This is a genomic window from Pantoea coffeiphila (assembly GCF_016909495.1).
GTDB classification, from domain to species: Bacteria; Pseudomonadota; Gammaproteobacteria; order Enterobacterales; family Enterobacteriaceae; genus Erwinia; species Erwinia coffeiphila.
This window is the reverse complement of the sequence record NZ_JAFBFW010000003.1, coordinates 407,910-427,179: the sequence shown is the minus strand read 5'-3', so window position 1 is coordinate 427,179 and position 19,270 is coordinate 407,910. Positions and strand designations below refer to the sequence as shown.

14 protein-coding genes and 1 pseudogene are annotated in these 19,270 nt (G+C 53.3%); 10 read left to right on the top strand and 5 right to left on the bottom strand.

The annotated features are described in order from the left end of the window. Positions 1-46: 46 nt before the first annotated feature. From JOE09_RS11695 to JOE09_RS11655, 9 genes and pseudogenes are all read left to right on the top strand, one after another. Positions 47-307: a helix-turn-helix domain-containing protein gene (locus JOE09_RS11695; RefSeq protein WP_205065882.1), complete on the top strand. Its 261-nt coding sequence runs from the start codon at positions 47-49 to the stop codon at positions 305-307. A gap of 163 nt (positions 308-470) precedes the next feature. Then, positions 471-1,289, top strand: a complete 819-nt coding sequence (gene nlpA / locus JOE09_RS11690; protein WP_420830637.1) for a lipoprotein NlpA — start codon at positions 471-473, stop codon at positions 1,287-1,289. Positions 1,290-1,593: 304 nt separating this feature from the next. Further along, entirely contained in the window at positions 1,594-2,388 is a 795-nt protein-coding gene (locus JOE09_RS11685; protein WP_205066144.1) for a winged helix-turn-helix domain-containing protein, read from the top strand. Further along, positions 2,385-2,903 carry a FidL-like protein gene (locus JOE09_RS11680; protein ID WP_205065880.1) on the top strand — a complete coding sequence of 173 codons (519 nt, stop codon included), beginning with the start codon at positions 2,385-2,387 and terminating at the stop codon, positions 2,901-2,903. Before JOE09_RS11685 ends, JOE09_RS11680 begins: the two co-directional genes overlap by 4 nt. A gap of 495 nt (positions 2,904-3,398) precedes the next feature. Beyond that, positions 3,399-4,766 (top strand): annotated as a pseudogene (locus tag JOE09_RS11675) (acetaldehyde dehydrogenase (acetylating)); the annotation flags it as partial. A 198-nt stretch (positions 4,767-4,964) separates the two neighbouring features. Then, positions 4,965-7,403, top strand: a complete 2,439-nt coding sequence (gene cutC, locus JOE09_RS11670) for a choline trimethylamine-lyase (RefSeq protein WP_420830646.1) — start codon at positions 4,965-4,967, stop codon at positions 7,401-7,403. 59 nt (positions 7,404-7,462) lie between these two features. Beyond that, positions 7,463-8,410 carry a choline TMA-lyase-activating enzyme gene (gene cutD, locus JOE09_RS11665; RefSeq protein ID WP_205065879.1) on the top strand — a complete coding sequence of 316 codons (948 nt, stop codon included), beginning with the start codon at positions 7,463-7,465 and terminating at the stop codon, positions 8,408-8,410. Positions 8,411-8,448: 38 nt separating this feature from the next. Next, positions 8,449-8,862 carry a DMT family transporter gene (locus JOE09_RS11660; RefSeq protein WP_205065878.1) on the top strand — a complete coding sequence of 138 codons (414 nt, stop codon included), beginning with the start codon at positions 8,449-8,451 and terminating at the stop codon, positions 8,860-8,862. A gap of 11 nt (positions 8,863-8,873) precedes the next feature. Further along, the gene (locus tag JOE09_RS11655; protein WP_200560234.1) at positions 8,874-9,203 is read left to right on the top strand and encodes a DMT family transporter; all 330 of its coding nucleotides are present in this window, start codon (positions 8,874-8,876) and stop codon (positions 9,201-9,203) included. Positions 9,204-9,318: 115 nt separating this feature from the next. Here JOE09_RS11655 and JOE09_RS11650 read toward each other — a convergent pair whose 3' ends face one another. Further along, positions 9,319-9,876 (bottom strand): UPF0149 family protein, encoded by a 558-nt coding sequence (locus JOE09_RS11650; RefSeq protein ID WP_205065877.1) that lies wholly within the window; start codon positions 9,874-9,876, stop codon positions 9,319-9,321. A 354-nt stretch (positions 9,877-10,230) separates the two neighbouring features. On the opposite strand from JOE09_RS11650, the gene JOE09_RS11645 reads away from it, so the two are divergent. Beyond that, positions 10,231-11,541: an MFS transporter gene (locus JOE09_RS11645; protein WP_200543485.1), complete on the top strand. Its 1,311-nt coding sequence runs from the start codon at positions 10,231-10,233 to the stop codon at positions 11,539-11,541. Between the two features lie 1,465 nt (positions 11,542-13,006). Here JOE09_RS11645 and JOE09_RS11640 read toward each other — a convergent pair. From JOE09_RS11640 to JOE09_RS11625, 4 genes are read right to left on the bottom strand one after another with little or no spacing between them, the layout of a single operon-like run. Further along, complete coding sequence (locus JOE09_RS11640; RefSeq protein WP_205065876.1) at positions 13,007-15,229, bottom strand: TonB-dependent receptor domain-containing protein; 2,223 nt, start codon at positions 15,227-15,229, stop codon at positions 13,007-13,009. Further along, a complete protein-coding gene (locus tag JOE09_RS11635; protein ID WP_205065875.1) occupies positions 15,226-17,346 on the bottom strand; it encodes a S9 family peptidase in 2,121 nt (706 codons plus the stop codon). Before JOE09_RS11635 ends, JOE09_RS11640 begins: the two co-directional genes overlap by 4 nt. Positions 17,347-17,364: 18 nt before the next feature. Further along, positions 17,365-18,165 carry an energy transducer TonB family protein gene (locus JOE09_RS11630; protein WP_205065874.1) on the bottom strand — a complete coding sequence of 267 codons (801 nt, stop codon included), beginning with the start codon at positions 18,163-18,165 and terminating at the stop codon, positions 17,365-17,367. Continuing rightward, positions 18,165-19,112, bottom strand: a complete 948-nt coding sequence (locus JOE09_RS11625; protein WP_338049338.1) for a ChaN family lipoprotein — start codon at positions 19,110-19,112, stop codon at positions 18,165-18,167. Before JOE09_RS11625 ends, JOE09_RS11630 begins: the two co-directional genes overlap by 1 nt. Positions 19,113-19,270: the final 158 nt, after the last annotated feature.

Genomic DNA, 19,270 nt, shown 5'->3' with positions numbered 1-19,270 from the left:
GAGCGGCTAAGAGAATCCTGTTATCTGTTCAGAAGTCAGGATCGACATGCTGCCACAACGTTTAAAACACGCGCGAACAAGGATGAAGATATCGCAGCAGAAACTGGGGATTTTAGCCGGAATTGACGAAGCCACCGCCAGTACCCGAATGAACCAATACGAACGCGGTATTCATACACCCGATTTTGAACTGGTTTGCCGCCTGGCAGCCATTCTGCAGGTGCCCGCATGCTATTTCTACACGCAGGAAGATGAACTGGCCGAACTTATAGAGCACTGGTATGAGCGCCATAGCAGCTCAAACTAAAGCGTCCTCCCGCCACTCAATCCATGTCGTAAAGCTCGCGCGCGCTCCTTACATCATCTGATTATAAGTTGTTCTTTTTTATCATATGCCCGAACGGTTGACTCGATCGCGGAATTACGGTTATTTGACAGCCTTCTACCTCTTTGAATTCAGGGAAAATATCGTGTTTAAGCCTGCCATAACTCGTTCCATTACCACTACTGCGCTTCTGTTGGGATTACTACTCACCGGCTGCGATCAGAAAGCCGCTGACAGCCATCATATTAAAGTTGGCGTCATTAACGGTGCGGAGCAGGATGTTGCTGAAGTTGCGAAAACGGTCGCTAAAGAGAAATACGGATTAGATGTTGAACTGGTTGGTTTCAGCGGTTCTCTGCTGCCTAATGAACCTACGGCAGGCGGCGATCTGGATGCCAACGTGTTCCAACACCGACCGTTCCTTGAGCAGGATAATAAAGCCCATGGTTATAAACTGGTTGCGGTTGGCAATACATTTGTTTTCCCAATGGCTGGTTACTCTAAAAAAATAAAAACAATCAGTGAGTTGAAAGAAGGCGACACCATCGCCATTCCAAATGATGCCACCAATCTTGGCCGCGCACTGTTGCTGTTACAAAAAGAAAAACTGATTACGCTCAAACCGGATACGGGCCTGTTGCCCACCGCCGTGGATATCACCGCTAACCCACTGCATCTGCAAATCATGGAGCTGGAAGGCGCACAGCTGCCCCGCGTGCTGGATGATGCCAAAGTGACGGTGGCAATTATCAGCACCACCTATATTCAACAAACCGGGCTGAATCCGGTGCGTGACAGCGTATTTATTGAAGATAAGCAGTCACCTTATGTGAATATCATCGTGACCCGTGAAGAGAATAAAGACGCTGAGAACGTTCGCGATTTTATTAAATCCTATCAGTCGCCGGAAGTGGCGGCCGCTGCGGATAAAATCTTCAATGGTGGTGCCGTCGCAGGCTGGTAATCGAACTTACTCGCAGTACCATAATGATTAACACTGTCATTTGTTTAGATTACTAAAATCAGATATTTGTGAAAAGCCACACAGTATTTGGATAATCTTCAACGACGCCGCTCACCGTTGATCGCGATCAAGAAGGATCATACCTGCTCATCGGTATGATCCTGCCTGTAAAATAAATCTCATAACCTGACTATTTTTCCGGCTTCGTTCCTGGCATTTTCAATCACGGAGAACTTCATTGAGACACGGGTAAGCAATCTCATAATGACTTTGCTTAATGACGGGCAACATGGATGAGCTGCCAATGCGATACAACATTAACGCCAGTCTTATTTATGACGCCGCAGACGGAACCATTACGCTGCCCGGCAGTAATACTCCGGACGCCCAGCTCTCGATTACTGCCAGCGCGCTACTGCTGTTCTTCCTGCAGCATCAGGAGGTAGTTAGCCGGGAAGACGTGCTAAAAAAAGTCTGGGATGATAATGGATTAACATCATCAAACAGCAACCTTAATCAGTATCTGAGCATGCTGCGCAAAACATTCCGCCACTATGATATAGAAAATATTATTTTGACCATTTCGCGGGGTAATTTGCAGTTTAATCCGGATATTGCAGTCGAGATGCTCGATAGCCTTTCTCTTCAACCCGCACCAGAAGTGCATTCTGACCGGACGATGCCGCCAAAGGTGGTGAGAGACCGTAATGCTTTTCCAAAGGCCGGGAAAATTAACTGGAATATGGCCAGCGCCGTATTACTGATTCTATCGCTACTGATGCTCCCCTTATCCCTGATAAATCGCCTCAACCCGGTTTCTCTCTCCCCCGTTTCTGTTTCAGGCCGGGGCTGCGAATTGTCAGGTACAACAGATATGGTCGGCTCAGTAACGACTCACGACTATGAGAAGAATTTTTTTAATGTTTTACAAAAACTTAATCTCACCTGCAATCCGGGGCAGCAATACATATTTTTCTACAGCGACAAATTACAGACCAAAGGATTAGGTCGCGTTTTCCTCGCTCACTGCGCCATTCATGGCAATATCCCTTACGGTTACTGTGATAACTACTTTTATTATTCATGGGAGCCAAAATGAAGATGTATCCCAGATCTTTTTTTGCCGTTTCGCTGATGATATTTAGCGCAACGGCGGTATTTACCGGCTGCCGTTTGCTACCGCAGCAGGCCTCAACGCAAATTGACTGCTCGTCGCGGGTCATCATGCGATTTGAAAATATGGATAAGGAAAACGTGAACGGTTCGGTTCACTTCAACTTCGGCCCGAGTGGGAAAGGCTCCATGGTCGTGGAGGGCTATACCGATTCGGATGAAGGCTCTCTCTATCTTCAGCGCTACGTCAAATTTACCTACAGTGTCAGGCACGTCTCAGCGGCGGAAAATCACTACATGATTAATCAGTGGCAGGCGAGCGCCTCTTCGATAGACAGGTCGCCCGATATCATCTTCGACTATTTCATGCGCGAGATGTCAGACAGTCGCGATGGTCTGTTTCTGAATGCACGCAGGCTAAGCAGCAAAACCGTGTTATTCAGCTCAATCAACTCACCTTTATATATCTGCACCCTAAAATCCGGCAGCACTTTCAATTAACTTTAATAACGCCACCGTCCTATCCGCAAGGCTGAAAAACAGCACGTTATGTATTTAGCGCTACGCTAAAAAACCCAGTGAAATATGAAGCATGCCACAGTTTTATGTGGGGTTGTCTTTACTCATATTCAAACCATTAGCATCGGGCTAACAAAGTGACACGCCTGCGAATAACCTGGAAATCAGGCATGCTTAATCAACCACAGCCACAGTAAAAACCAGCACAGACAAGTAAATACAGGGCTTAGTAACGCTAAATATCAGATGAAAAAACTAAAAACCTCAACAATCTGAATTTAAATTTTGATTTCCATATTCAGGGATATAGTGAGCTTAAGAGCATTCGTTACGCATTTTAATCACGATGTAGTCGGTGTTCTTATTGCTGTTGTTCAGCACAAGTTCAACCGCGTATCGGCGATAGTGAACTCATCGCCTCAAAGCAACAATTTGATGCGCCTGGTTTTCTTTATTGACCCTGATTAAGGATAACTGATGATGACAATGGATAAGGATTTACTCTCCCGGCAGAACGCGCGGGATCTGGTACGTAATGCTAAGAAAGCGCAGGCGGTTCTGGCCACATTTTCACAGCAGCAAATTGATGCCATCGTAAAAAACGTTGCCAAAGAAGCAGCTGCCCAGGCCGAACCGCTGGCAAAACTGGCCTGTGAAGAGACCGGCTTTGGCAACTGGCAGGATAAGGTACTTAAAAATACCTTTGCATCAACCTTCCTTTATGAATCAATTAAAGACATGAAAACCGTGGGAATTATCCACGAAGATAACGAAAAAAAAGTGATGGATGTGGGCGTGCCTTTAGGCGTGATTTGCGCTCTGGTCCCTTCCACTAACCCCACATCTACCATCTTCTATAAAAGCATCATCGCGTTGAAATCCGGCAACGCCATCGTTTTCTCCCCGCATCCCGGTGCACGTGAATGCAGCTGGAAAGCTATCGACGTTGTAAGAAAGGCCGCTGAAGCCGCAGGAGCACCGGCGGGCATCGTTAGCGGCATTACCGAACTGACCCTGCAAGCAACGCAGGAACTGATGCACAGTAAAGACGTCTCCCTCATTCTGGCTACGGGCGGTGAAGGCATGGTACGAGCTGCCTATGCATCCGGCACGCCAACGATTAGCGGCGGTCCGGGTAACGGCCCCGCATTTATCGAACGTACGGCAGACGTCCACCAGGCGGTGAAAGACATCATTACCAGTAAAACCTTCGATAACGGGGTTATCTGTGCTTCCGAACAGTCGATTATCGTTGAACGCTGCATCTGGGAAGAGACTCAACGCGAGCTGAAAACGCAGGGTGCATACTTCATGAATGAAGAGGAGAGCGCGAAAATTTCCGCCCTACTGATGCGTGCCAACAACACCATCAACCCGGAAACGGTGGGGAAAACTGCACTGACCGTCAGCCAGATGGCCGGCTTTAGCGTTCCAACCAATACTCGCGTACTTGTCTCTGTACAAACCATTGTTTCAAAACAAAATCCTTTCTCGCGCGAAAAACTGTGCCCGGTACTGGGACTGTACGTCGAAGATGACTGGAAATCGGCCTGCGATCGAGTCGTGGAGTTGTTAAACAACGAAGGGCTCGGCCACACGCTGGTGCTTCATACGCGGAATCAGGAAGTTATCCGCCAGTTCAGTCTGGAAAAACCCGTCCATCGTATTTTGATTAATACTCCGGCAGCGCTGGGGGCCATTGGGGCCACCACTAACCTCACTCCGGCGCTGACGCTGGGTTGCGGTGCCATTGGCGGTGGTTCAACGTCTGATAACGTCGGGCCGATGAACCTGGTCAATATTCGCAAAGTCGGATTTGGTGTTCGATCGATTGAAGACCTGCGCCAGTAGCCGTTTCTCTGGCCATGAGTATGGCCCGGTAATAACGGTGCTCCATCAATAACCACACTCTGGACAACGGCCACCTCTTCCACAGGTGGCCGTCACCGCGAGCACAGCTCGCACCCGTATTAAGAACGACTGGAATAGATTCAGGAGAGTAATATGGAACATGATACTTTAGCGACTCCCGTACATAACAATGTGCCGAAGAAAAGCTTCAGCGCCACAGATATTCCTGCCACTCAGCATGAAAACGGCGTGACTGAAGGGCTGTCACCGCGACTGCAATATCTTCGTCAGCACTACCTTGAAGCCCGTCCAAGCGTTTCAATTTACCGCGCTTTAGCGTTTACCGAGGTGGTAAAAAACAATCCCGGCCTGCCTGTTATCCTGCTGCGAGCAAAAGCCTTCCGCCACGCCTGTGAAACGGCACCAATCCTGATTCAGGACCAGGAACTGATCGTGGGCCATCCTTGCGGCAAGCCCCGGGCGGGGGCGTTCTCACCGGACATCGCCTGGCGCTGGGTGCGGGATGAACTGGATACGATGGGTACACGTCCACAGGACCCTTTCGTCATCAGCGAAGAAGATAAAAAAACTATCCGTGAAGAAATCGTTCCCTTCTGGGAAGGCCGTTCGCTGGATGAAATCTGTGAAGCACAGTATCGCGAAGCCGGCGTGTGGGCTTTCAGCGGTGAAACCTTCGTCAGCGATCTCTCGTATCACCAGATTAACGGCGGCGGCGATACCTGCCCTGGCTACGACGTACTGCTGTTTACCAAAGGGATGAACGGAATTAAAGCCGATGCCGAAGCCCATCTGGCGGCACTGAGCATGGAAAACCCGGGAGATATAGACCGGATTTACTTCTACAAAGCGGCAATTGAAACCTGCACCGGCGTGGTTAACTACGCTAAGCGTATCGCAGCACGCGCCCGCGAACTGGCGGCGGCGGAGAAAGAACCGCAGCGTAAAGCCGAGCTGCTGAACATTGCACAGGTTAACGAAAACGTACCGGCTAATCCGCCAAAAACGCTGCAGGAAGCGCTGCAAAGTATCTGGACCGTCGAATCGCTGTTTGAAGTTGAAGAAAACCAGACCGGTCTGTCTCTGGGCCGCGTCGATCAATATTGTTACCCGATGTATGAAGCCGATATCCGTGAAGGCCGCCTCACCGAGGAGACCGCACTGGAAATGATGGAGGCCTTCATCATCAAATGTGCTGAGCTGATGTGGATGTCCAGCGAATCAGGCGCGAAGTACTTTGCCGGCTATCAGCCCTTTATCAACCTCACGGTCGGTGGCCAGAAACGCACGGGCGGCGATGCCTGTAACGACCTGACCTACCTGATTATGGATGCGGTCCGCTTCGTGAAGGTATACCAGCCGTCGCTGGCATGCCGTATTCACAACCAGTCACCGCAAAAATACATGGAAAAAATTGTCGATGTGGTGAAAGCAGGAATGGGCTTCCCGGCCTGTCACTTCGATGACTCGCATATTCGCATGATGCTGCGCAAAGGTTTTGATTTCGACGATGCGCGTGATTACTGCCTGATGGGCTGCGTGGAACCGCAGAAATCGGGTCGTATCTATCAGTGGACCTCCACCGGCTATACCCAGTGGCCAATGGCGATTGAATTTGTACTGAACCGTGGGCGTATGGTGCTGTTTGACAGTCATCAGGGCCTGGATACCGGCGATCTGCGTGAATTGCGAACCTTCGAACAGTTTGACGCTGCGGTCAAAAAGCAGGTTGAGCATATTGTTCGCCTGTCGGCTATCGGCACCGTTATCAGCCAGCGCGTACACCGTGACGTGGCACCAAAACCGCTGATGTCCCTGCTGGTCGAGGGCTGTATGGAAAGCGGTAAAGACGTTGCCGCAGGCGGCGCAATGATCAACCACGGTCCGGGCCTGATCTTCTCCGGGCTGGCGACCTACGTTGACTCAATGGCGGCCATCCGCAAGCTGGTTTACGAAGACAAAAAATACACGCTGGAACAGCTGCGTGATGCGCTGCTGGCCAACTTCGAAGGCTACGAGGCAATGCGCCGCGACTGTCTGAACGCGCCGAAATACGGCAATGATGATAACTACGTTGATCAGTACGCCGCCGACATTACCGAATGGACCGAGAAAGAGTGCCGCAAATACGACATGCTCTACTCCACCCTCAGCCACGGCACATTGTCGATTTCTAACAACACGCCAATTGGTGAACTGACCAATGCCACACCTAACGGCCGCCTGGCATGGATGCCGTTGTCAGATGGGATCAGCCCAACCCAGGGCGCTGACAAACAGGGGCCAACGGCAATCATCAAATCGGTCAGCAAAATGAACGTGGAAACCATGAACATTGGCATGGTGCACAACTTCAAGTTCCTGAAAGGGCTGCTCGACACGCCTGAAGGCCGCATCGGTCTGATCACGCTGCTGCGCACCGCCTCAATTATGGGCAATGGCCAGATGCAGTTCAGCTATGTCGACAACGAAGTATTGAAAAAAGCCCAGCAGGAGCCCGAAAAATATCGCGACCTGATTGTGCGCGTGGCGGGATACAGCGCCTACTTCGTTGAGCTGTGCAAAGAGGTTCAGGATGAAATTATCAGCCGTACGGTAATTGACGGATTCTGAGGGTAATCCACAGGGAAGAACGATGAACAGGGACGTTCACACAGATTCATGAGGTAGAAATGATGACCACTAAGGAACTAACGGGGCGGATTTTCAATATCCAAAAATACTCCATTTATGATGGAGATGGCATTCGCACGCTGATTTTTTTCAAAGGTTGCAATATCAGCTGTCCCTGGTGCTCAAACCCGGAAGGCCTGAACGGCAACTTTCAGGTGATGTACTCCCACGATAAATGTATTAACTGCGGTGACTGCGTCAGCGTGTGTCCTTCGGGTACCCACTACCGGGCCAATATCAACGGCAGCTTAAAACATTTCATCAACAGGGAAGCGGGCTGTAGCGGCTGCCGGAAATGCGAAGAAATCTGCACCCAGGATGCGATCAGCATCGTCGGTAAAGATTACACCGTCAGTGAACTGATGGAAGTGATAATGCAGGACTACTTTTTCTATACCTCTTCTGGCGGTGGCGTCACTATCGGCGGCGGTGAAATGAGCCTGCAAACGGATTTCGCGGTTGCGCTGTTTAGCGAATGCAAAAAAGTCATGATCAATACGGCAGTAGAAACGCAGGGAACAACGCCGCTGGAAAATTATAAAAAACTGGCAGCCGTTACGGACACGTTTTTATTCGATCTGAAAGAAATGGATAGCGCGAACCATAAAACACTGTTCGGCATGGGCAACGAACGTGTTAAGCGAAATCTGGAATGGCTGGTTGATTCAGGAGCCAATGTCGTTGTCCGCATTCCACTGGTGCGGGGTTACAATGACTCTGAAGAATCCGTGCTCACCGCAATTGATTATATAAAAAAACTTTCCCGACGCGGAAATATTCGCCGCATTGATATTCTTCCCTATCACCAGCTTGGTAAAAGCAAATATCAAAAACTTGATATGGACTATCCGGTGTTAAACGATCCTTCATATACACCGGAAGAATTAAATTACATGGAGTCTAGATTTAAAAATTTTGATTTTGATATTCGTTTAGTTCGCCATTAATTATTTATATTTTAAATATATCACTCAGGAGTTTACCCATGTCTTCGAAAAAGAAATGCTGGCTATGGCTGCTGCTGGTCATCGTCTCCGAAACTTCAGCAACCTCAACATTAAAAATGTTTGATAACAGTGAAGGCCTGACTAAAACCCTGCTGCTGGGGCTTATCGTTGTGCTCTACTGTATCTGCTACTACTCCCTGTCGCGGGCGGTAAAAGATATCCCGGTTGGCCTGGCCTACGCCACCTGGTCAGGTACCGGCATCTTAACCGTTTCAACGCTGGGTATGCTGTTTTACGGCCAGCATCCCGATACCGCAGCGATTATCGGCATGCTGGTTATCGCCAGCGGCATCATTATTATGAATTTATTTTCCCACATGGGCAGTGAAGATGCAGAAGAAACAACACCTCTATCCTCTGAACTCACTGAAAAAAGTTCACCAACACACTAAGGGGAATTATCATGGCTAACGTGGGATTTTTATGGCTGGCATTATCGATCTGTTCCGAAATAACCGGCACTTCAATGATAAAAAAAACCTCCGGATTCAGTAAACTGGCACCTTCTATTTTGGTTATTATTGCCTATGCCGTTTGTTATTTTGCACTGACCAGGGCAATGAGCACAATCCCGGTAGGAGTGGCTTATTCACTCTGGTGTGGCTTTGGTATTGTGGGCGTAACGCTTTGCTCAATGATTTTATACAAACAGAAACCCGATTTACCCGCGATATTTGCCATGCTGCTGATTATTTCTGGTGGTGTCATTATGAATGCCTTCTCCACCATGTAAGTCAGAAATAAATTGACTATTCGGTCACCCGGGACATTAAACACGTTCAATAAACTAACTGCGTAACAGGATTTGTCGTACCTGTTGCGCAGTTAGTAATGTCTTTTTCTTAAAATTAGTGCAGTGGCTGCTTCACATACAGGCTGATGGCCGCAGGACGAATGGCCTCAACGCTGATTTCATACTCTTCAACGGTGAGCGTTTCCAGCCGTTCAAAGTTCTCTTCACGCCCGTGTAAAGCGATGACCAGCAGAGAAGGTTCCTGCGATGGCGGTAAAGAAGACCAGTCTCCCAGATCAACGCCTTTCATATAGCCAAAGCACCATTCCTCTACCACCGTGTAATCTTCACCGTTAACGGTGTTAATACCAAACAGCGGCTCGAACTGGTCAGGATAACCGCTCAGGCGATCGACAATATCATTCATATGTTGGGAAAGTAGATCGTGGAAACGACGGAATTCCTCTTCAGATTCCCAGTCAGGCATCTCCTCCTCTCCGCCCCAGATAGCCGGCAGCCATTCGGCAGGTGGGACCGCTACCGGAGCAGACACGATGGCCGTCAACATGCCGTCCAGTTCGGAGGCATCGACCAGCGAAGTGTCGGTAGAATATTTCATTAAAATATCATCCAGCCATTCCAGCTGTTCTTCCGTCAGGGGACCCTGTTGCATAGCGTTACCTCTCTCCACATAACATTTTCACCAGCCGCGCCGGTGAGTATGGGGGTATTCTCGTTGCCAGTGCAGAAAAAAGCTATCCTGCTGCCGATTTAAAGCATCAGATAACCTGTAAATTGATTATCGTCACCGGTGCGCTAAAAGCCAGTCTGGCAAGTTAATGTAAAAACCGACGAGACCAACAACTCAAACTTTGCGTGCGAAACAACACCGCCTCTCGTGAGATCCGTCACGCAGATACCGGCCTGTAAGCCCCTTTTAAATGATAATGATTATCGCCAAGTTCCAACTCTGATAGAATTTGTACGCTTTTACCCACTGCCTTTCATTAAGATTCCGGAGAGAACCATGACTGATGCTGATGTGCATCCGGCTATCCAGCCAGCAACGCAAACGATTGCGGCATACCGTAAAATCACCTGGCGACTCATTCCTTTTTTATGCCTGTGCTATCTGGCTGCCTATCTGGACCGCATCAATATTGGCCTTGCCAAGCTACAAATGGCCAACGACCTGCAGCTGAGTGAAACCGCCTTTGGTCTGGGTGCCGGGTTATTTTTCGTTGGCTACATTCTGTTTGAGGTGCCCAGCAACCTGATCCTACAGCGCGTAGGGGCCAGCGTTTGGATTGCCCGCATCATGATCAGCTGGGGGTTACTCTCTGCCGCCACGCTGATGGTACAGACACCATCGCAGTTCTACGCGCTGCGTTTTTTCCTGGGGGTCGCGGAGGCCGGATTCCTGCCGGGCGTGCTGTTTTATCTGACCCGCTGGTATCCATCGTGGCGACGCGGCCGCATCATCGCGCTATTTATGATTGGCCTGCCGCTATCCAGCCTGATTGGCGGACCGCTGTCGGGCTGGATTATGACCCACTTTGACCAGCTTCATGGCCTGAGAGGCTGGCAGTGGATGTTCCTGCTCGAGGGGCTGCCCAGCGTGTTACTGGGTGTGATGACGCTGTGGGTGCTGCCCAACAGCGTGGCACAGGCGAACTGGTTGAGTCAGGAGGAGAAGGCATGCGTTCAGCGGGATCTGGAAATCGATGAGCGGGAGGGCCGCGAGAGTAAGCATCGACTGCGCGACGGGCTGTTAAATATCCGTGTACTGATGCTTGGCGGCATCGATTTTTCGATTCTGCTAAGCGCCTACGCCATGGGTTTCTGGTTGCCTACGCTGATTAAACAGGCCGGAGTGACCAGTATCAGTACTATCGGCTATCTGACGGCCGTTCCGAGCCTGGCCGCCCTGGTGGGGATGCTGCTGATTGGCTACAGTTCGGATCGTATGCGTGAGCGCCGCTGGCACATTATTGTGCCATTTATCATTGGTGCGGGCGCGATGGCGGCCAGCACGTTTGCCGGGCACAGCGTGCTGGCAACGGTTCTGCTGTTTTCACTGGCGCAGGCGATGATTATTGGTGCCGTGCCGGTGTTCTTTAGTCTGCCAGCGACCTTTTTAACGGGTACGGCGGCGGCGGCGGGATTTGCGCTGGCCTGTTCGGTGGCCAATATTGCCGGGCTGGTGAGTAATTCAATTATGGGTCTGGCGTTGGATTTGACCGGCAGCAGCAGCGGTGCGATGTGGTTTTTTGCGGTTTGTTTGTTGCTTAGTTCACTGCTGGTGGTGGCTTTGCCGGCCAGGCTGGTGAATCGTTAGGGGTAGCGCAGCGGCGTTGTCGATGGCGGCGGTGTACAGCTGGCTGGTTGTGCCCCCGGTCGGGCGGTCCTCGCGCCGCTTTGCGGTGCCCTCACTTCGTTCGTCTGCCGGACGGATCGGTTTAGACGGTCGTTTGCAAAGTCAGAAGTTGGCGCTGGCTGGTTGTGCCCCCGGTCGGGCGGTCCTCGCACCGCTTTGCGGTGCCCTCACTTCGCTCGTCAGCCAGACGGATCGGTTTAGACGGTTGTTTGCAAAGTCAGAAGTTGGCGCTGGCTGGTTGTGCCCCCGGTCGGGCGGTCCTCGCGCCGCTTTGCGGTACCTTCACTTCGCTCGTCAGCCGGACAGACCGGCACAGACGCGCGTCCTGCGCGGCTGTGCCTTTCGGCCGCGTCCATGCGGCCGAATCCTGGCTTCCTCTCTCCGTTCAGCGCTGCGGATTGCCCGACCGGGGGCACAACCAGCCTGCTATCTGACTTCCGCGTTGTCTGAAGAACAAATCCCGACGTTCTCAACGCATTCAGTGATGGGAATTGCCCGTTCGGTAATACAACCAGACTACTGTCTGACTTCCGTGTTGCCTGAGAAATAAATCCCGGCTTCCTTTTTACGTTCAACGCTGCGAAATGCTCGCCCGTGGAATAACCAGCCCGTTTCATACACCAGTGCTGTCTGTCAGTTAAAAATCACTCCAGAACAACTCAATACGACCGCGTAAATCTCATTTTGAAATGTGATACGACCTGTACCGGTGCTGCTTCAGAAAAGGCACTTCTGTTTCTGTATTAGTCCATATTTCTGAAATGGGTTCTCGACGTTAAAGAACTCACAAATATGCGACGCCTAAAACCATAGTTACAGCCGCTCAGCAATTCAGCCATCGGGCAGTCAGGCAGTCAGGCAGTCAGGCAGTCAGGCAGTCAGGCAGTCAGGCAGTCAGGCAGTCAGGCAGTCAGGCAGTCAGGCAGTTAAGCAGTTAAGCAGTTAAGCAGTTAAGCAGTTAAAAGTGAGCATGAAACGTTAAAGGAGGCCAGCCTCTGCGGCTGCCGGACAACCCGCAGCGCTGAGGTGGAGGCTACGAGCCAGGAGACGCCAACAGGACGTTGGCGTCAGGCATGGCGCGGGCAGGACGCCCGCTCCATGCCGGTCCGAAAGGCACGAAGCCGTAACCGAAGGCATCGCGCACGGCGCGACGTGAGGACCGTCCGGCAGCCGCAGAGGCTGGCCTCCAGGCCACCGTTCACCAGCGAAAAACAGCACCAACCGGGCTGAAGGCATCGCGCACAGCACAACGCGAGGACCGTCCGGCAGCCGCAGAGGCTGGCCTCCGGGCCACCGTTCACCAGCGAAAAACAGCACCAACCGGGCTGAAGGCATCGCGCACAGCACAACGCGAGGACAGCCCGGCAGCCGCAGAGGCTGGCCTCCGGGCCACCGTTCACCAGCGAAGAAACTCACGCCTAACCCGTCAGAAACGGAATTCCCCACCGAACACCCACGTACGGCCACGCGCAGTCGTATTCACCGACACGCCCTCTGCCGCAGTGCTCAAATCCTGGTTCATGCGGTTCAGCGCTTCCGCATAATCCCTGTTCTGCACGTTCTGCACCGTCAGGCGCAGCTGCAAATTATCCGTCACCTGATAGCTGCTGTAGAGATCGATAATCGTCGGGATCTTCGGCATGCTGTTCTTCCTCGCAAAGGAAACATCATCATGATCCCAGAAGTTAGGATCGAGGCGCTTAGACCTGCCGGTGTATTTGATCAGGCTACCGATAGTCAGCTTCTCATCCAGCAGACGCACGCCCAGATCGGCCGTAATATAGCGGCGCGGCAGATCGGCCAGATCGTCGTAGGCATACAGATTTGACGTACTGGCAATCGAGGTCGGCTGGTTGGTGTACTGCTCGCTGTAGGAAAGGTTCAGATAGGCGAGGCCCGCATCATAGTTCGCCTCCACCTCATAGCCCCGCGACTGTACCGGCGCGAGCGAGTTAACGTAAACGCTGGCGTTAAAACTGTCATCTGCATTATCAACATCCTTGCACAGCGAACCGTCGTAGCACAGGAAGAATGTTTCGCTGGTGATATAGTCTTTGGTACGAGTCTGATAAACCAGCGCTTTCAGCATCAGCTTATCTTTCTCCACCACCAGCCCTTCCAGATTCACATTTGCCCCGGCCTGCCAGGTTTCCGCTTTTTCCGGCTTGAGGAACGGATTCATTGACGCGCCGCCCTCGTTAGCAAAGAACACTTCCTGTACGTTTGGCGCACGGGATGAGTGGCTGTAGCTGACAAACGGCTGCAGCCACGGCGTGACCTGCGCAGAAAGCATCACCGACGGGTTGAAGGCTTTATCGTCAAGATCCAGCTCCGCCTCGCCCTGCGGGAAGCATTTCTCCTTATCGGAACAGGCCGGCTTGCGGCCATTCACCTTGCTGCGGGTGTAGTTCAGGTTCAGATCGAGCTGATAGATATCTTTATTGATCGTCAGCCCGGTATAGAGCGACTCGATCTTCTGCTTACCGGCAGGGGCAAATGCATTACGATCGGTGGCGCTACCCTGCGTATACTGGCGGGTGTAATCGGTTTTCATCACCTTGCTGCCCAGCAGGAAAGTGAAGTCGTAATCATCCAGCGAGAAGCGGCTGGTGTTACTTAAATCCACCGCGTTAGATTTATTGGTGCTGGAAGAGCTGGGGAAATTCCAGAACGCTTCCGGCACGTAATTCTGATTGGAGCGGCTGCTGCTGAGCAACAGGTTGACGCCCACCAGCTCGGAGAGCGGGTTAAACTTATAGCGCAGCGAGTAGTCGTCGCTGGTGATATCACGGCGAGTGAAGGTGTTGCTGTAGTTGCGCCCGTTAAACTCAAATTTGTTGTAGCGATCCGGGCTGAAATCCAGCTTGTACAGCTGCGACTGCGGGTTCTGCTTCATGTAGTCGGTATCGCTGCCGATAAACTCTTTGCTGCTCTCCCCCGCGCCGTTTTTATAGGTGGCATAAGTGGTGGTTCCGCTCATCCCCACCAACGCGCCGAGCTGGCCGCCGTTACCGAACTCTTCAGTCTTGCCCGCTACCGACACCATGCCGCTGCGGCCCATACCGTTATCGCCCACGGAGAAGCGGCTCAGCACGCCCACCTGGCGGCCTTCCTGCACCACATCGTCCACGCCGATAGTGCGAATGCCGGCGCTGCCCATCAGGGCGTTAACCCCCTGCGAACCCGCGCTGTTGCCGCGCGTGATATCAATCCCGGCGATAAAGTTAGGATCGATCAGCACGGAAGCGGCGCTATTACTACCACCGTGATAGTTAGTCGGTGCCATGCCGTAAAAGGTCTGCGTCACGCCATCAACCATGGTGTTAACGCGCCCCAGCCCGCTCATCCCACGAATGTTGACGCTCACCCCGCTCTGCAGCGGATCAAGCTGGGTGAAGGTGCCAGGAATACCGCGCAGGGTATTGTCCAGGCTTTGCAGCTTTTTATCGGCCGACCGCGAGCTGACTGCGCCCGGAGTGGAGAACGTTTCGGCTGATGACCCCACATCATCGGCCTGTTTTTTATGATTGCTGTCCGACACGCTGAGCGTGGAGAAGACGGTGCTGCCCTTTTCCCCTTCGGCGCTGGCAACGGCAGGTATAACAAGGCAACTGGCTAACGCGAGGTTAGCAAAAGAGTAATATTTCAACGCGGTGCTCCTGGTGTCTGGCTATTTTTGTTATCAAGGTGAATCAAGAAACTGAATGCCTGCGCGGAGTCTTCAAGGCGGGAGTAGCGCCCCGAGCGGCCGCCGTGGCCGGCCTGCATATTGGTGGTCAGCAGGATTTGCGATGAGGGATTGCGGTTGACCGTGCGCAGGCGTGCGACGTATTTGGCGGCTTCCCAGTAGGGAACGCGCGAGTCATATAGCCCGCTGGTCACCAGCATCGTCGGATAGGCGCGGGGGGTAAGATTGTCGTAAGGGCTCCAGGCCTTAATCTGCCGGTAAGCAACCGGATCGTTAGGATTGCCCCACTCCTCATACTCCTGCTGGGTGAGCGGCAAGGTCTTGTCCAGCATGCTGTTCAGCACGTCAACAAACGGCACCTGCAGCACCACCGCCTTAAACAGTTCCGGAGCCTGGTTTACCGCTCCGGCCAACAACAGGCCACCGGCGCTGCCGCCCATACCGTAGAGCCGATCGGGGCTGCCATAGCCCAGTTCAACCAGCCCACGGGAGGCGTCGATAAAGTCGTTGAAGCTGTTCGGCTTGTGCTCTTTTTTGCCGTTGAGATACCAGTTAATCCCTTTCTCGCCGCCGCCGCGTACGTGAACCAGTGCGAAGACAAAACCGCGATCCAGCAGGCTGACGCGCGGGGCGCTAAAGGCCGCATCCAGGCTGATGCCGTAAGCGCCGTAACCGTAGGTCAGCAGCGGATTTTCCCCTTTACGGAACAGATCCTTGCGATACACCAGCGACACCGGAATCGATTCGCCATCGCGCGCGGGCAGGTTGATAAACTCGCTGCGGTACAGGCTTAAATCTACTCCCGGAACCTGCTTCTGATGAACCAGCCGCGACTGGCCGTCATTCAGATCCCACTGGTAGTAGCCCAGCGGTTTATCCAGCGAAGAGTAGATGTAGTTGAAGGTGCTCGCTGCCGCATCACCGTTGCTGCCGGGGCGCGCCATATAGCTGTTATCAGGGAAGGTCAGATCCTGCCATTTGCCGTCAGCGAGGGTCAGTCTGGCAAAATGGGTCTGCCCGTCGCTGCGCCGGGCAATCACCAGCCAGCGGTCGAAGAGGAAGAAGTTTTCCAGCTCGCGATCCTGCTGAGGGGCGACAACGGTATGCCATTTTTCTTCCGGATAACCGAAGGCGTAAAGGCCGAAGTTCTTATCCCAGATGTTACTGCGCGCGTAAAACTGGCCGTTGTTGTGGTCGACGTAGTACTCCTGACCTTTCACTCTGGCGCGGATGATTTTCGGCTCGGCCTGCGGAACGCTAAGCGACAGCACCCGGGCTTCCGACGTGTCGTTGCCGCTCAGGGTGATAATCAGATATTCGCCGGAAGACGAACGCGAAATTCCGGTGTAGAGGCTGTCATCGTCCTCCTGGTAAACCTGGCGATCCGCCGCGCTGGAACCGAGCATGTGCTGCATCACCCGATACGGCGTCAGGGTCTGTGGGTGGTTCAGCACGTAAAAAATCGCGCTGCCGTCGCGGCTAAAAACCATATCGCCCGAGGTCTGCGCGAGGGTATCCGGCAGCCAGCGCTGCTGCTGCATATCCAGAATGGCGATCTGGTTCTGCCCCTCGCCGCGCGTGTCCTCGGCGATAGCGAGATAGCGGTTATCTTCGCTGACGGCATAGCGGGAGATGGCGTAGTAGGCATGTCCTTTGCTGCGCGGATTCGCGTCCATCACCGGCTGCCACTCGCCGTCGCCCTGCTTACGCATCAGCAGCGGATAATCGGCCCCCTCGGGGAAGCGGCTCTGATAGGTAAAACCGTGATTCTGCCAGGGCTGGGAGTAGTTATCCTGTGCCTGCCGCGCGCTCATCTCTTTATAGAGCTGGCGGCTCAGCGGCTGCCACGCTTTGCCAACCGCGGCGGCATACTGGTTTTCAGCGTTGAGGTGATCCAGCACCGCTTTATCTTTTCGCGTGTCGTCGCGCAGCCAGTGGTAGTTATCTTCTCGGCTGTCGGCGTGCGTCACGACGGTAAACGGCTGGCTTTGTGCCACCGGCGGAACCGGCTGATTTTCGGCAATAGCTACGTGTGCGATCGACAGGATGCCGATCGCCAGACCCCAAAGGCGATTCATTTTTTAAAGGACTCTCAATCAGTTTTTATTTTTTAAGGAAAAACTTATCGGCATCGTCACCGTATACCGTCCGGCCACCAGCAGTTCGGCGGGCGGCGGCGGCAGTGGGCTGGCCCGCTCCAGCATCGCCAGCGCCTCGCGATCGAGGGCAATGGTGCCGGAAGATCGATCCAGCCGACTGCCGCTAATATCGCCACCGGCACTGACGGTGAAGGTCACCGTCGCCACCCCTTCCCGCTCGCGGCGGCGCGCCTCGGTCGGGAACTGCTTCACCCGGTTGAGCACGCCCATGGCCAGCCCCTCCCAGCTCAGCCGCACCCGATCCATCTGCTCGGCATTACTTTCCACCGGCGCGGCGGTTTTGGACGCCTGCTTCTGGGAAGGCAGCGGCGCAGCACGACTGTTCAGCGTGGCGTTACCTTCTACCGCCTGCTGGTTCAGCCGATTCTCTTTATGCACATTCTGCTTTTTCACCGGCTTCGGTACCGGCGTTTTCGGTTTTTTCAGCGCCAGTTCGCCGTCATCGGCGGTTACCGCGCGGTGCGTTTCGGTTTTCTCCGGGGTCACCTGCGCGCGAGAGGCTTCTACCCGTCGCTGCTGGTTAACGCCAATCGGCATATCCAGCGGCACCTTTTCGGTTTGGACTTCCGGCGCAAACTCCAGCATCACCGCCGGGGGAGAGTTAACGGTGACGTGCTGCTTTTCAAAGGTGACGATCGCCAGCAGGGCAATAATGCCGTGTGCCGCCATGCTGAGCAGCGTTCCCCGCCCCCACGGCTGCGGAACCTGCTGGGCTTCGCTATGAAACATCGTACTCATTACTGACCCGACGCCGGGATATACCAGACATAGTCAGCCTGATCGGGGGTGACCTCGGTACCGCTGGCCGCCAGAATCAGCACCCGCGGGCGCGGCGCGTTGAGATCCTGCAAATGTAGCGGCACGCCGAGGCTTTTCGCCGCATGATAGCCACCGGCAATCAGCAGCGCCGGGCGCGGCGCGTTCATCAGCTGCTGGGCCATAAAGCGGTCGCGATTCTGCTGCACCGACAGCATGGATTTCAGCTGTTCCGGCGCCATTTTTCCGCCGTGCATGGCAGTAATCACCGAGGAAAGCGTGTTACGGACTTCCGGCCGGGACGCATGCTGACCGGCAGGGAACTGCGGCTCGGCATACAGTGCTTCAATCTGCGGACGACTGAGGTTGGCAGCCAGTAACGGAGCCTTGCCGTGCAGCGCAGACATCACCACGCCGCGATACAGCGGCCACGGCCAGCCGGTGCGCCACTGCAGCAGTTCCTGGATACGCTGCTCGCGAATATACGGATCGGATTTCAATCCCTTCTGTAGCTCGCTGACGGCGGCCTGCTGATCGTTATTAATCATCTCCATCAGCACGCTGCCCTGCGGCCGCTTCTGTGCCAGCTGCTCAATCAGCCACTGTTCGGCCTGGTGATGCCGCGCGTCGCTGTGCTCTTCGCCAACGATCACTATTTGTGCCTGGCTGAGCTCATCCAGCAGCGCCTGCGGCGTCAGGGTACGCGCGGAATCCAGGGACTTAATCGTTGAGGCTGAGGCAAAATCAGAAATGGACGCCGCCTGCGGTGCGAGCGATTTTGGCTGCTGGCAGGCGGTGAGTAATGAGGCGAGAGAGAGCAGCAGCGCGGTAGCGGCTAATTTTGTTTTCATCATCATTGAAATAACTTTGTGCCAGTCTTCTTCGCGAAGACTCCCCAGAAAAGCCACGGCGCGGCGAAAATGAGACATTATTCTTTTTGATAATGAATATCAATATTACTATCATTCTTATTATGAATTTTTAACGATTGACCACAAAAAATTAGCATCAGTGCTAGCAATAAATATCAGGGTTGATAATCCGGAACGGACAGCGCGGTTGAAACAGATATCCGGCATCTGGCGCA